Below are 13,667 nucleotides of genomic sequence, written 5' to 3' on the forward strand. Positions count from 1 at the left end.
GCAAAGCGTGCAGCACGCTGCGACCTGCTGCCGCGGAGCCAATCACTTCCATGCATTCTTTCGGAGAGGGCTCATTAGCACGCTCTCGTCGGGACCCTTCAGAAAAATCCTACACGCTTACGCGCCACTCTCCTATGGCGACGCGCGCACCATCAGAGCACCATGTCCTCGTGGTTACGCAGTCGCACCCAGAAGGGAATCAGATCGGATCCCGCACTCTGTCAGCACGGAGCGCGCCGTGAAGGGGGCAGCGGGAGTAACAGCTCGCACAAAGTGCGTCACCACCAGCGCCGCCTTAGGGGCGGCGCTGCCATGTTGGAAGGTTGCTAAACGCCTTCCAAGCCCGCAGGCTGACTTCCCTTCGGAGTCGCGCAATCGCAGCAGACCTATGACCGAGCAAGAGTTGGCGGGTCCTGGCCTCCGGACTTTTTTCGCATATCCGAGAAGTGGCAGATGTCCCCCGGACAACAGCGCCCACTATTTGGTTGGCCAGATCAAAGGACTCTCGACTCATGGCGTCGCGGCGACTGTGCCCACGCGCCCCGTGATGTGCTTATTCGCATCAGCTACGTTCTTGGCATCTATACGGCGCTGCACACGATCTTTCCTAATGAGCTCCAAGCCGACGGCTGGATGATGTGCCCCAGCAGCGCGCCACTGTTTGCTGGACAATCCGCGATCGACCCGGTGGCGGAGGAGGGCGTCGATGGAATGGCCGCAGTAAGGAAATATCTTGATGCGCGCCTAAATTAGTGCTCTGGAGGTTGCTATCGACGCTAAGCGGACATCTACCACCACCTTAAGCGGAGTGCCCACCCGCCAACTACCAGCAGGATGCCGACTCGGGCCGCATCGGATGGCGGCGCCAAGCGGGCCTATGCGAGGATGAGGATCGAACGGCGAGGCGGGAGCACGGCAACTCCTGGCGCAACAAGCATTGCTTGGGGAACGGGCATCTACCGGTGATGCGGGCCCTAAACAAGATCACGGCACGTGGCTGGGGTGCGATGGCCTGCGATCAACAGCCCTCCTCGATCAACGAAGTGATCGCGCCGGTGCGACGACCAGCAGTAATAGTGTTTGAATGAGAGCGATCGGCCGCAAGCACTTAGATCCAGTACGCCTTTTCTGCTCATTCTTTGCAATGCATTCGATCGCGAAGATCTCAAAATATCGCGCAGGGACTTGGAGGAAGCACGATGTTCGATTCGCCAATCGTAGAAGTCGTTATTGGTCTTACCTTTTTGTTTCTGGTGCTCAGCCTTTGCGCGACTGCATTAGTGGAGGGTGTCATCGAATGGCGTCAGTGGCGAGGCCGTCTCTTACATAACAAGCTCCGGGTGCTCCTTGGGAAACGATTGGTCGATATGTTCTATAAGGATCGCCGCATCTGCGATCTCGCTAGCGGTAAAGCCTCTCTTCCTGCGCGGTCAGCATGGGGGGGAAAATTTGATCGGGCACCCATATTAGGAGCATTGTGGCGAAAGTGGCTCGGGTGGGGCGTCTTTACCTCCACATCGCGCCACGAAGCTATGCTCATCGCACGCTCGATGAATGCTAGGCGGCTTCCTTCTCAGATTCCTGATCAGGTCTTCGCTGATGTAATCTTGGATTGGCTGCAGGGAATTGAATTGCCGTGGCAGCTTGAGCCCGACTACGCCGCGCCCGACGCGATTCCCAATGATCTGGCGGTGCTGTGGCAGGCGATGAGCGTTCGTGCGGGTGGCTCTCAGGAAGCGCTGAGTACTGAGCTTCGAAAATGGTACGCACAGTCCATGGAGCGGACGACGGGTGAGTTCAAGCGACGTGTCCGTTTCGCGCTCTATGGGGCAGGCCTCATCTTGGTCCTGGCAACCAATGCGGACACTATTCGCCTCGCATCGTCCCTTTACAATTATCCATCATTCCGCGCCCAGAATCTGGCGATGGCCGAGCAGGTCTTTGCCGCATGCCCTGAAGGTCCTCGTGACTGCGTACCCCTGAAGGAGTTCCGGGACAGTGTGCTCAAAAGTCCGACAGGGACCGGTTTGCTTGGATGGGCCGACAGTCAGGGGCGGCAGCTATGGGGGTCTTCGGCGCTAGTGTGGGCGATCGTCGGATGGCTATTGACGATCCTAGCGATTGGGCTTGGAGCGGATTTCTGGTTTGGTGCGCTCAAGAAGATGTTGACCTTGAGGGCCGGCACTATTGACGCCAATCGTGCGGAACTCGAAAAGCAGGGATCGTCGTCGAGGGCTGAGTCTTTGGCGCCGCGGTCCCCGTTGGCGCATGAGCCGCTGGATCTCGAGTCGCTTGAAGTGGAACGCTTGGGTGGGTTCCAACCGCTTCGCTTTGCGGAGAGCAATGTGCATGCGTTCTGGCTCGCGCATCTGGCGAACCTCGCCTACAGCGACGCAGCGGCGCTGCAAGGAAGCTCGTTGTTACAGCATCATCGTCTGTCTGCGCAGCCGTTCGAGGCGGGTGGAACTCAAGGTTTTGTGTTTACGGGGCCAGAGGTGTGCATCGTGGCCTTTAGAGGGACCGAGACCAAGCTCGAGGATTGGCTGACAGATGCGAATGCTCGGCAGAAAAAAAGTCCTTGGGGGAAGGACGATAAAAGCATCGGGATTCATTCCGGATTTCACGCAGCGCTAGAGCACGTGTGGCCAGACTTGTTGAACTATGTGACACGCGCTGCTCTGCCAGTGTGGTTTACCGGGCACAGTCTCGGCGGTGCGCTTGCGGTTCTGGCGGCGTATCGCTTGGAAGCGATCGAGACCGTCGGTGTTCGAGTAGCGGGGGTGTATACCTTTGGCCAACCGCGGGTCGGGAATGATGGCTGGGCAAAGAGTGTTCCCATTGAATTGGCGCAGAGAATCTTTCGATATGTCAATGATCGCGATATCGTGCCGCTTGTCCCGCCGCCCAAATCGATGGGTTACTCCCATATAGGCAACGTCCGGTATTTTGATGCGAGCGGGCGTTTGCATCAGAACAGGACACTGTGGGAGCGAATAGCCGAACAACTGACGCCGATGCTCGGGCAAGTCGCGGCGGGCGGTGAAGATTGGGACACGCTCGCAAAGAACCATGTGCGCGAGCGCGTGGCGGATCATGGGATGGCGCGCTACATCGAATGCCTGGAGCGACTGGATGCAGTGCGCACACTTTGGAAGAAGGTGTAGATCGGTTTCCGAAGTACACTTCGGCCCGCATCCTGTTGGCGGGACGTTGACTCCCGATGGTGGGATTAGGTCGATTTATCGGGCGCAGGGAAGGCACGGCTTCTGACCCAAAGCGGTCACTTGGCGCGGCACGTAAGTCGATGATCTACTTGTCATTAGTAGTCTGCTGCCAACTCAATGGACGCCTATTTCGGTCCATGCAGAAAACTTTCGTTCTGCGCCTTACTTCGAAATAAGTGAATGTTTTTGCTTCAAGATCGATGTTTGTCCATGGAAGGATCTCTTAATGGTGAGCCGATGAAGAAGAAGCAAGCCCGGTCGCCAAGACCTAACAAAGCGACACCTCAACTTAAAAGGGACCACGCACGCCAAGGAACCGAGCTGCTGCCGATACGCATGGAGCATCCGTGGTTGCGAACAGGAAAAATCCTGTTCCTTCTCTCTGGCTGGTTTGTAAGTCTATTTCTCGGATTACTAGAGCTTCCATCCAAGATCGTCTCTTTTACAAGTAATGCACCAAAAGCAACGGAAGCGGTTTCTTCTTGGGCATTGAACTACAAGATGTTTGTGGGGCGATTCTCCAGCGATCCCTCATCATGGAAAGAGCTCAATCTAATCGGCACCGAAGAGAAACAGAAGGATGTGGGCGAAATCCAGCTTGATATTGGTTACGACGGCTCCGGTCGTTTCAGTGGCGAAATTGTTTCGAAATCAATGGAAAGTGGTCCATTTCCGTGGTCGAGAATTATGATTGACGGAAAAGTGAACGCACTGGGGGCTTTCTCTGGGAACGTTTGGGACATCGTCAGCAATCAAAGAGCAGTCTATTCTTCATTTAAACTGGAAGTCGAAGATAGTCAGAAGGGCACGCTGAGATTGCTACCAGCACGGAATGGTGACGGGGTATTCTCGGGGCCGATAGTTCTCTGGCCTACTGATTTCGAAATGGCTGATGGTGCAAGCGGAAAACGCTTTGACGAGATGCTTAAAAAATCCTGGGAACGATATAAAGAACAGGGTGGAGGTGTGAGGGAGCGCCCAGTGCCTGTTGATGAATCGAAATAGGCCACTCGCAAGCAAATCGTGGAGGTCTTCATGGCGAAAGCCGGACTGACTAAGGCGGGAGCTGCGACCTACTACCAGATGATCAAGAATAGCCGTCGTCTCGATTGAGGCCCAGTTGGACTAAAGCCCCGCAGCCAAGATGTTGTCTTGGCTGCGGGGATTCATCTTTACGGGCACCGACCGCTAGCCCACCTCTCTAGATCCATCGGCGCATGCAGTGCGCAATCAGTCGCGGAGTGGACGGTCCGTTTCTGGCCGATTTTGGTCGTGACGTTTTGCCGTCCTCTGACCCAAGGCTGCGACTGGGACCGACCCATGCTAGATCGAAGGTTCATCGGAGCGCCCACACGCTGTTCGGATCGCCCTGAGTGGCGCGCTTGTGTACACCTCGCGCCATCGCGGCATAGGTCAGCGCCATCGCCATCGCGATGGCATCGACGAAGAAGCGGTGCCAGTGCCCGTGCCAAGCGGCGGCGAACAGGTGTTCGCGCATGCCGATCCAGCCCGCCACCGGGATAAGGGCGGTCAGCGCTGCGCAGAGCCATAGCAGTTCCTGCGCCGCGCGGGCCGGCTGGCGCAGGCAAGGCCAAGCCAAGCAGGCCAGAAACACCGCGAAGTAGAGCGGTGCCACCCGCCAGCCCGGCCACAGTGCGCCAGCGATGAATACAGCGGAGACTCCGGCAATGCAGCCTAGGCAGACGCCCAAGGTGAGCGCAGCCATCACTCGAGCGCTGCGCGGCTGTTCCTGTTGCCGGCGCTTGCGCCGTGCCTCGATCCACAACAGGTTGCCGCTGTAGAACAGGAAGGCGCCCGCCAGCCCCAACGCAAAGTACAACCACTTGATCGCTTCGTGGCCAAAGCTGCCGTAATGCAACGCCTGCAGGCCGCGCAGCATCCACATCCCTGGAGTCATCGTGGTCGGCGCATAGGACGCGACCAAGCGTCCACTGGTGGCATCCAGCACCACCGCCCCCAGGGTGTTGAGCCGGCGTTGCTCGATGATCCCGTAGGCAGTAGCTTGCGCATTGGCGTCGCCGGCCTGGGTGATGCCGATGCCCTCGATCTCCAGTCCCGGCATCGCGGCTTGGCTGCGCGTCAGCAGCTCGTGCAGTGGCAGGGTCGGCTTCGCTACGCCCGCGGCCGGTTTCTGCGGCGCGCCGAAATAGTCGCGTTCTAGCAACTGATTGAGTTTGCCGTCGTAGACCATCGCGTTGAACGGCAGCAACAGCAGCAGGCCGATTGTCAGCACCGCTCCGCTCCAGGCGAACACCACATGGAACGGCAACGAAAGAATGCCGATGGCGTTGTGCGCATCCTGCCACAGCTGTTTTGTGTTCCGACCCAACCGTAAGGCAAACAGGGACTTCAAGAAGCTCGGTGCGTAGATCACCACGCCGCTGACCAGCGCCAGCCCGTAGAGCAGGCTGACAATGCCGAACAGGTAGGTGCCCCAGGGTTTCGGCAGGCCGGCGGTGAAGTGCAGGTCGTAGATGAACTCGATGAAGGCGTCGCCGAACGCGCTTTCGCGCAACGCTTCGTGGTCGTCGAAGGCGAACTTGTGCGACTGGGCAGTGGCCGCTTCGTACCAGTAAGCCGTCGGCTGCGGGCCGTGTTCCCCGGGTAGCACGATGTAGATGCTCTCGGCGGCTTGGGGCTTCTCACGCAGGAGCCGATCCAGCAGCTGCTGGGATCGCTCGATCGGATCCGGTGTGAGCCGCGCCTGCGCGCCACGTCGGTTCCAGTCGCCGACTTCGTGCGAGAACACTGTGATCGCGCCCGCATAGAAGGCGATGAACAGGGCCAGGCCGGACAGCAGGCCCACCCAAGTGTGCAAGTGAAGGAAATTGCGCAGAGTCGCAGGCTTCATGCGGCCACCTCCAGCCAGCCTAGCGCCTTCAGCCCGTACAGGAGCCCTAGGCTGGTAGCGGTGGCCAAGCACAGCCATACCCACGCAAGGCGGCCGCTGGAGAATACGAAAGGCAGCACCATCACGCCGATCCAGACCGGGAACACCAACAACATCCATGGCAGTGCGCTGATAGATGCGGGCCCTGGCGTCGCCAGCGCCAACACGCCGACGATGCCGATGGTCAATGGCAGGCCCAGCAGGCCCAGCGCCAGCCAGCGCGGCCACATCGCCGAGTGCCTCATCGTTGAATCTCCGCGCGCAACCGGCACGCGGCATCCAAATAGGGCAGCGCGACCAGCGCCGCCATCAACGCTGTCAGCGCCGAGAACAGCCCCGCCCATACGCCTGCTTGCGGCGTGCCCGCGGCCAGCGACAGCGCGAGCCCGGCCCATCCTGAGATCCGCAGCGTCCGTGCCCGGATCCGCGATGCCGGCCACAGCCGCTGGTGCGGACTCCCCAAGTAGAAGCACAGACCGGCGAGGGCGGCCAGCAATAGGCAGATGGCAATCATCGTGGCGTGCTCAGAAGCGCCAGTCCAAACCGAGGCTATAGTTGCGCGGCGCGCCGTAATAGCCGATCTGGTACATGCTGTTGATGTACTTGGCATCCCCCAGGTTGCCGATGTTGGCGCGCAGGGTCAGATTTGGGCGGATGTCCCAGGTTGCGAAGGCGTTGAGCACCGCGTAGCTGCCCTGACGCACCACCATCGTGGTGTAGCTCTCCTCGGTCCAGGTGCGGTCCTGCCAGCGCCCGCCGATGCCGAGCGACAACGTCGGCAGTCTGGCAAGGCGCGTGCTCACGGTGAGGTTCGCGGTGTTTCGCGGCGCCCACGGGAAGGTGTCGTGGCCGTCTGCGCCGTCCATCTGCAGATGGGTGTAACCGAACACCAGCTGGGTGCGTTCGCCGAGCCTCCCGGTAGCTTCGAATTCGAAGCCCTTGGACTGCACGTCTACCGGCGCGTAGTAGTAACGGCCGCCGTCGAAGTCGTAGCCCATGTAATTGGCCAGGCCTTCCTGCTTGGCGCTGAACCAGGCCAAGGTCGTCAGCAGGCGCTTGTCCAGCCATTGCGCCTTGACGCCAACCTCATAGTTCACGCCCTTGGTCGGTGCCAGATACTCACCGTTGATGTCAGTCTGGTCCTGCGGCTGATAGATGTCCGAGTAGCTGGCGTAGCCCAAGATGTCCTGGTTGAAGTCGAAGGTCAGGCCGGCGTACGGACTGGTCTTGGTTTGGCTGAAGGCTTCGCCGATGTTCACGCCTTCACGCTCGTAACCCGCCCAGTTGACGCCCACCACCGCCTTGAATCGGTCGGTGAACGTCAGGCGGGTGGCGCCGTAGGCGCGTTTGAGGCGCTGGTCGGCGCGGTTGTCGAGGACGCGCTCGCCCCAGTCCGGCTCGGCGACAGCGTTGCCGGCATAGGGGAAGGGCGGCAAGACGCCGAACGCGGGGCTGGAGGAGTCGGTGGGGTTGTACAGGTAGTCTTGGCGGCTGCGCGCCAAACTCAAGCCGAACATTGCGTCCTGCTCCCGGCCGAACGCCTCGAAGGTGCCGGACAGGCTAATGTCGCCCAGGTGCGACTGCATCAACGAATAGCCCTTGTACGCCCAGCCCACCAAGCCGGTATGCGCCACCGGATCCAGCCCGGTCACGGTGTAGGCGAAGAACAGCTGGTCATCGCTGGTGTTGGCGCGATAGTTGTACGAAGCCTTGAGCTTCCACGACTCGCCGAGATGGTGGGCGTACTCGATGAATCCGGTGCGGGTGACCGTGTTCCAGTAGGTCCAATCTTGGGTCGTCGACGCGCTGCGGTCCCATTCGGCCTGACTGCCGTCGGCGTTGTTGAAGGTAAGCGCACCCCACATGTTGCCGTCGGAGTCAGCCTGCTGCCAGGAATAGCCGAAGGTCAGCGTACCGTTCTCGCCCACTTGGCCGTCAACCACGCCGTACAGGAAACTGCGGTCGTTGCTGTAGTCGCGCAGGTACGAATCGCTGCTTTCGCGCGCGGTCACCACGCGGCCGGCCCAGCGGCCGTCGCTGGTGAGCGGGGTCGAATAATCCACCTCGACGCGGTGCTTGCCCCACGAGCCAACACTCACGCCGAGCAGGCCCCGCTCCTCGTTGGTTGGGCGCTTGCGCACATAGTTGATCGTGCCCGAAGCATTGCCTACGCCGGTCAGCAGGCCGTTGGCGCCACGGATCACTTCCAGCTTTTCGTAGCCGAACGCGTCCATGGCGCCGGTGACGATGCCCCAGTCATTGGGCAGGCCGACGCCATCGACCTGCGTGTTCTTGATCTCGAAACCACGCGCCAAATAGTTGGTGCGGTTGGTTTCCCACTCCTCCACCTGGATGCCGGTAGCCAGGCGCAGGGCATCGTTGAGATTGTTGGCGGCGAAGTCGCGCATCTGGTCGGCGGTCACCACACTGATCGACTGCGGGGTTTCCTTGATCGGGATGTCGAGGTTGGTGGCGCCGTTGCTGATGCGGTCTGCGCGCTGTGCGACCACCAGCACCTTGTCCAGATCGGTTGGCTCAGTCTCCGTCTGGCCGGATCGGATGGTCTGTGCATTAGCGTGTGCGGCGACTGAGAGGGCGACGGACAGCAGGGACAGGCGGAGGTGATTCGTGCGGTGGTGGAATCGTGGCATGGGGTAGGGAGTCTTCAGGCAAGCGGATTGGCGGGAAGCGCCAATTCAGTGCCCACACCTTAAACGCGAACGATTGTCATTTGCAATAGCCTGAGCTGGGCCGCGGTGAAGACGGGATGCCCGAGACCATGCGAAGAAGTTGCGCCGCCTCAAAGGGCCCCGTCGATGCTGGTTCCAGCGGCAGCAGAGAGCGCCAGTGCACCCGCAAGGCCCCAATCGATTGGTGAGTTCAGATATCCATCTGTTCGGCGATCTCTAGAGCTTCATCCATCTCAATGCTCAGATAGCGCACTGTGCTTTCAAGCGTCGTGCGGCCAAGAAGCGGTTGCACGGCACGTAAATTTTTAGTGCGACGGTAGATCAGGGAGGCCTTGGTCCTACGCATCGGGTGGGTGCCGTAGGCGCCGATGGAGTCCAGCCTCTTCTACCCAGCGATGGAGGATTCGGGCGTACTGCCTCGTCGACACATGTGTGGTGCTGAGTCAACGATCTGCTCATGATGTGCCCCTAAGCAACCTAGCGACCTTAGGCGGATGCCACTTCCCCTTTGCCATTCGTCGTGCCACGAAGGCCCGATAGACCTCGGGTAGAGGGGGCGACTTACGCTTGTGGCGGCGGGTGTTGCACAGCCAGCAGGCGGCGGCGATGTTCCCCACCACATCCTTGCCTCCATCCTGCTGTGCAACGAGGTGTTCGGCAGTACAACGTAATGGCGATACCGTGCGGGCACGCAGGCCAAACGTTTTCAGCTCGTCGGGTGAGGCCTGCCACATAGGGAGGCCGCAATAGCAGCAGAGTCCGCGCTGTGCGTGGAAGGCTTGGGTTCTGAGTCGTTGGAGCTTGGGCATGCTTAGTCCAGGAAAAACAGGGGAAGAACCTCCCGTCGTCGCGTTGCGCGATCCGATCGGGAACCTGTTGCCTTGAGCTAAGCAGGCAATACACCGGGGGCTTCTGCCCACGCGGCAACACTGTTATCCCGCTATGTGCGGGTCATTGTCAACATGGGGCGGATAGTCCCATCATCATCAACCTGATGCATCCGTTCCCCCGCAAGAAGAGCCACCTCGATTCTCAGGGCAAGACCGCTGCGGCGGCCATGGCCCTCCTGGATGTAATCGAGGAGCGACTGCACGAGAAAGATGCGGCACGGCGCCTGCGGGAGGAAATCGGGCTGAACTGGTCGATGATCACTGCGGTGCAGTATCTCTCCGGCAAGGAAGCGATCGGAGCGGTTGCGCGGCTGCCTGCCGACTGGTCGCATGGGGGGCGAACTCGCAAGGACGTGCTGCACGCGATCATCTTGGCTGCAGATGCTGTCAACAATGCGCGCCCCGATGGCCAGACCCTGTGTGCAAGCTATCTTGCAAAGCACTTGAAGGGCATGGATAGGGAGGCTTTGCTGGCGCAGGTAGAAGAACGAGGGGCGGGTTAGTTTCCAATGACGGCGTTGACAGTTGGCGAAGCAAAAGGGCCACTCATTCGCGCTCAGCGCTTTGCGCTCTTGACCGGTCCGCACACTTGCTACAAGTGCGGACAGCCACGCGGGTCAGCGCGATAGGACTTGCAGACTATGAAGCGCTCGGCGAAGAGGGGTACGAGTCCGCTGAGAACTGCACGCTATTCATGCAGCTGGGCGCGCTCAATGTCGAAGCGGCGAACCAGGTAGGAGCGCGGTCTCCCTGGATGCGGTTCGGTCACTCAATGATGGCGAACGCCACGTACTTGGCCAACCACTGCGAGCACTGCGATGCGTTAATCGGGGCGTGGTATATCGCCAAGCCCGGAGAAGCGTTCTTTCCGCAGTCCGATGAAGAAAGGGTTCACCCCCGTTGTCACGGACACTTACGAGACGGCCGATCCAGGCTATGGCGCATTTCAAACAGCCGATGCCGCATCTCGCCGGAGGCGAGGGCAGCAGATTAGGGACCTTTGTCGGGGGTAGGGAAGGGCGGCTTCCGACCCGAAGCGGCAACAGAATCATCGATAGAGCGCTTAAGCCCGTGGAGGGAAAGAGCTGGATGACGGTGACCTAAAGATTACAATTGGCTACGATTGTTCGCAAGGTCATGCCCCCATGCAACCAAGCACCGAAGTACTCGAGCGATTGGTGGGACAGGTCCTCAGGGCCATCACGCAACCCCGTAGTGAACATGGCCAAGTAGCGATCGAGCAGGCGCGGGCTGCTGCTCAAGAAGCGTCTACCGCCATCCACAGCCATGGACTGGGCTTGCATCAGCCATCTTTCGATCTATGGGTTGCAACGACAATTGTTCAAGTACTCAATGGGACCACACAGAACCTCTGGCTGAGTGATCTTCGGGTAGTGGCGCGCGCGATTCCGCACGGACTAGAAACACTGCAGGAGATCGCCCGCCTCAACGCACTGGGCGACCAGCCGACGCAGCAGGAGTTGGCTAATTGGCTCGGCGTTGACCGGGGCAATTTCAATCGACGTATTCGCAAATTGGCGAACTTGGGCTTGATTGAATCAAACCGGCGTCGCCAAGCGTTGGTTTATGCGTTGACCGCGCTCGGTGAGGAGGTAGCACAGGTGCGACCGGTTCAACGAGCGACCCTGTCCGATGCGCTGCGAGCTAGCGCGTCGACATTCTCCGAGATCATCCAACGCCAACGCAAGCCCATCGCAGCCCACACGTGGATGTCAACGGCAGACGTGGACATCGCGGTGACGGGACGGGCCTTTGAATTTCCAGTATCCCAAGTGAAGCCATCCGTATGTTTCGAGGGATGTCTGGTCAAGTTTGAAACGGAACTGCAGGGGACGCCTGCATGAGCCGCCAAGCTCCGCGTCTGGAAGGTGTTCCCGGGACCGAGGCCATTGGGAGTAAGCGCGGCTATTACTATCAAGATGTCGCGACTGCTCTAGCATGGGCGCAACTGCGCGACGGCGAAACGCTCGTCGTAGAGGTCGCCGAAGATCTCGCTGTCGTTAGGGGCGATGGGGCCGAAATTCATCAGCTGAAGCATCTGGCCGCGCCGACGACCCTGAACTCCGCATTGGAATTTCTTGACCGTGTCGTAGAGCTGCGCGAGCGAAACCCGGGTAAGCGCTTGGCGTTTGTCTATCGCACAACGGGCCGTATTGGCGCCGAGAAGAAACGAACCCACCGCCCCGCAGGCAAAGCCGGGCTGAGCTACTGGGGAGACGTGCAGAAGCTTGGGATTGATCCTTTGCCGCTCATCGCGGTGCTGAAGGCATTAGCCCCCGCCAAGTCCCGCTTGCACTCGTTCCTGACGGCGAAGTCGGCCGATGAGATTCTCGCCGAGCTCATTGTCCCCATTACTTGGGCAACAAGCGAGCCCGACACCAGTCGACTACGCCTGCAGCTGGAGGAGCGCCTTTCAGAAATCGCCCATCATGATCATCGCCTGCCTTGGGGCGAGGGCCGGCGACTGCTGTCAGCCGTAATCGATGCGGCCACGCGCGTGTCGACTGACGCTACGGGCAGCCGCCAGCTGAGCTATGTGGGTTTACAGACGTTGCTGGAAGAGGAAACTCGCAAGTCACTGCCTCACCGCGATTATCAGCAACTGCTCGAAGCCGCGGCACTGGCCGAGAACCCGCCGACCGAGCAGGTGAACGCCGACGTTGAAAGGCGGCTGGCACGGTTGAAAGCGGTTCGATTTTTTCCCGAGGCTAAACCCGCCGATCTAGCGCGTCGCTTGGCAACTGACGTTCGCGACGGCGGAACGTGTCAGCTGGGCGGTAAAGCCCTGCGGGCGCTAGCCCTGAGCTGGTGCGCACGCGTCCTCTCCGACGTGGACCACGACTTTGCTGCCGCATTGTTAAGCGAGGCCAAGGTGCTCTCGCCACAATCGCACGTAACGCTGATTGAAGCTCTGCTCTTAAGCAAGAAGGACGTGGCGAAGGCCCGCAAGCTGATTGTGGACGAACGCGCTGGGCCGGCCCAGACAATTCGCTACGCGCTCGCGCGCCGCGAGGATATAAGCGAGGGATTGCGCTGGATCGAAACCGTCGGGCTGACGCCCGCCCACCTCGATGCCGATGGTAGTTGTCTGGTGCTTGGGGACATGGTGAAGCAAGGGCGATGGGATGAGGCCTTGAAATGGCTGGACCGTATCCAGGCTGAGGCGTTTGATGCTTGTCCCGCTTTGCTATGGGTCGGTGCCAACGTGCTTGTCGCGCACAGCGTTGCCCCACAGCTGCGCACCATTGTCCTGGGAGGGCCGCCGGTCGCGAATGAACTGCCGCTGATGGATCGAGCGGAAACCCTCATCTTGCGACGGCGTTCCGCGGCAATGTTTCGGCGTTTCTACAGCGCCGCACAGCGCCTCGAGATCTCCGACACGGCGGCGTTGGCGCTGGAGTACTGCCTGTGGCTGCAACTGCAGGATCGCACTACAGCCACTGCCGCTGCGGCGGAAGTGTTGCAGCACTGGAATGCGGTAGGGACGGAAGAGCACGCGCGGTGGGTGCCGTTGGCGCTCGCGGCAAACCTAGGCATTGATCAGAAGGAATTGGCTCAAAAGATCGACCAGCGCGCCGCGACGTACGGGGCATTGAACATGAATGATGCGCGCGCGCGCGTCGCTTTGCTGCTGGCGCAGCGTCCCGGCGATTCCATCGATCAGTGGCCCGCCATTCGCGAGCACATTCGTCCGTACTTCCATCAGGGCTTTCTGGAGAACTTTGAAGTGCAAGCATTGGCGCTGTCTGGGCGCCAGGCGGACGCCGCGATGGCATTGGCGAACGCGACCGATCTGCCGGATGTCGTTCGCCAACGGCTCGCGCTAGAAATCACCGGAGCCGTTGACGAAGCCGCGACGTCCCCCCGCTTTCAGTAGCAGGTTGATCTAGAGTCCGGGGTTGATAGTAGTGGATACCAGCGTTTGGGCGTA

At 60.2% G+C, this 13,667-nt stretch carries 11 protein-coding genes; 5 read left to right on the forward strand and 6 right to left on the reverse strand.

Annotation, left to right across the window (positions count from 1 at the left end):
* Positions 1–1,199 precede the first annotated feature (1,199 nt).
* Both E5S66_RS13265 and E5S66_RS13270 read left to right on the forward strand, forming a co-directional pair.
* Positions 1,200–3,164, forward strand: a complete 1,965-nt coding sequence (locus E5S66_RS13265; protein WP_138349980.1) for a lipase family protein — start codon at positions 1,200–1,202, stop codon at positions 3,162–3,164.
* 297 nt (positions 3,165–3,461) lie between these two features.
* Positions 3,462–4,229, forward strand: coding sequence for a hypothetical protein (locus E5S66_RS13270; protein ID WP_138349982.1), 768 nt, complete (start codon positions 3,462–3,464; stop codon positions 4,227–4,229).
* 331 nt (positions 4,230–4,560) lie between these two features.
* Here the strand turns inward: E5S66_RS13270 and E5S66_RS13275 are convergent, their stop codons facing one another.
* From E5S66_RS13275 to E5S66_RS13850, 6 genes are all read right to left on the reverse strand, one after another.
* Positions 4,561–6,096: a PepSY-associated TM helix domain-containing protein gene (locus tag E5S66_RS13275; RefSeq protein ID WP_138350013.1), complete on the reverse strand. Its 1,536-nt coding sequence runs from the start codon at positions 6,094–6,096 to the stop codon at positions 4,561–4,563.
* On the reverse strand, positions 6,093–6,380 hold the full coding sequence (locus tag E5S66_RS13280; protein WP_342777298.1) for a hypothetical protein: 288 nt from the start codon (positions 6,378–6,380) through the stop codon (positions 6,093–6,095). The genes E5S66_RS13275 and E5S66_RS13280 overlap by 4 nt, the downstream gene beginning before the upstream one ends.
* Complete coding sequence (locus E5S66_RS13285; protein WP_138349984.1) at positions 6,377–6,649, reverse strand: hypothetical protein; 273 nt, start codon at positions 6,647–6,649, stop codon at positions 6,377–6,379. The genes E5S66_RS13280 and E5S66_RS13285 overlap by 4 nt, the downstream gene beginning before the upstream one ends.
* Positions 6,650–6,659: 10 nt before the next feature.
* A complete protein-coding gene (locus tag E5S66_RS13290) occupies positions 6,660–8,786 on the reverse strand; it encodes a TonB-dependent siderophore receptor (protein WP_138349986.1) in 2,127 nt (708 codons plus the stop codon).
* Between the two features lie 229 nt (positions 8,787–9,015).
* Positions 9,016–9,171 carry a site-specific integrase gene (locus tag E5S66_RS13295; RefSeq protein WP_246037248.1) on the reverse strand — a complete coding sequence of 52 codons (156 nt, stop codon included), beginning with the start codon at positions 9,169–9,171 and terminating at the stop codon, positions 9,016–9,018.
* A 109-nt stretch (positions 9,172–9,280) separates the two neighbouring features.
* Positions 9,281–9,634 carry an HNH endonuclease gene (locus E5S66_RS13850; protein WP_138349988.1) on the reverse strand — a complete coding sequence of 118 codons (354 nt, stop codon included), beginning with the start codon at positions 9,632–9,634 and terminating at the stop codon, positions 9,281–9,283.
* A gap of 185 nt (positions 9,635–9,819) precedes the next feature.
* Here E5S66_RS13850 and E5S66_RS13305 point away from each other — a divergent pair, with 185 nt between their 5' ends.
* The 3 genes from E5S66_RS13305 (at position 9,820) to E5S66_RS13315 (ending at position 13,613) form a co-directional block, all read left to right on the forward strand.
* Entirely contained in the window at positions 9,820–10,218 is a 399-nt protein-coding gene (locus E5S66_RS13305) for a hypothetical protein (protein WP_138349990.1), read from the forward strand.
* Positions 10,219–10,860: 642 nt separating this feature from the next.
* Positions 10,861–11,580, forward strand: coding sequence for a helix-turn-helix domain-containing protein (locus E5S66_RS13310; RefSeq protein ID WP_138349992.1), 720 nt, complete (start codon positions 10,861–10,863; stop codon positions 11,578–11,580).
* On the forward strand, positions 11,577–13,613 hold the full coding sequence (locus E5S66_RS13315; protein ID WP_138349993.1) for a hypothetical protein: 2,037 nt from the start codon (positions 11,577–11,579) through the stop codon (positions 13,611–13,613). The genes E5S66_RS13310 and E5S66_RS13315 overlap by 4 nt, the downstream gene beginning before the upstream one ends.
* Positions 13,614–13,667: the final 54 nt, after the last annotated feature.

Origin of the sequence: Thermomonas fusca, from assembly GCF_005862345.1 — a bacterium.
In the GTDB taxonomy this organism is placed as follows: Bacteria; Pseudomonadota; Gammaproteobacteria; order Xanthomonadales; family Xanthomonadaceae; genus Thermomonas; species Thermomonas fusca.

Excerpts from the sequence above, each read along its gene's own strand:
- E5S66_RS13265 (WP_138349980.1), top strand. The coding sequence starts at position 1,200 with ATGTTCGATTCGCCAATCGTAGAAGTCGTTATTGGTCTTACCTTTTTG.
- E5S66_RS13270 (WP_138349982.1), top strand. The coding sequence starts at position 3,462 with ATGAAGAAGAAGCAAGCCCGGTCGCCAAGACCTAACAAAGCGACACCT.
- E5S66_RS13275 (WP_138350013.1), bottom strand. The coding sequence starts at position 6,096 with ATGAAGCCTGCGACTCTGCGCAATTTCCTTCACTTGCACACTTGGGTG.
- E5S66_RS13280 (WP_342777298.1), bottom strand. The coding sequence starts at position 6,380 with ATGAGGCACTCGGCGATGTGGCCGCGCTGGCTGGCGCTGGGCCTGCTG.
- E5S66_RS13285 (WP_138349984.1), bottom strand. The coding sequence starts at position 6,649 with ATGATTGCCATCTGCCTATTGCTGGCCGCCCTCGCCGGTCTGTGCTTC.
- E5S66_RS13290 (WP_138349986.1), bottom strand. The coding sequence starts at position 8,786 with ATGCCACGATTCCACCACCGCACGAATCACCTCCGCCTGTCCCTGCTG.
- E5S66_RS13295 (WP_246037248.1), bottom strand. The coding sequence starts at position 9,171 with ATGCGTAGGACCAAGGCCTCCCTGATCTACCGTCGCACTAAAAATTTA.
- E5S66_RS13850 (WP_138349988.1), bottom strand. The coding sequence starts at position 9,634 with ATGCCCAAGCTCCAACGACTCAGAACCCAAGCCTTCCACGCACAGCGC.
- E5S66_RS13305 (WP_138349990.1), top strand. The coding sequence starts at position 9,820 with ATGCATCCGTTCCCCCGCAAGAAGAGCCACCTCGATTCTCAGGGCAAG.
- E5S66_RS13310 (WP_138349992.1), top strand. The coding sequence starts at position 10,861 with ATGCAACCAAGCACCGAAGTACTCGAGCGATTGGTGGGACAGGTCCTC.
- E5S66_RS13315 (WP_138349993.1), top strand. The coding sequence starts at position 11,577 with ATGAGCCGCCAAGCTCCGCGTCTGGAAGGTGTTCCCGGGACCGAGGCC.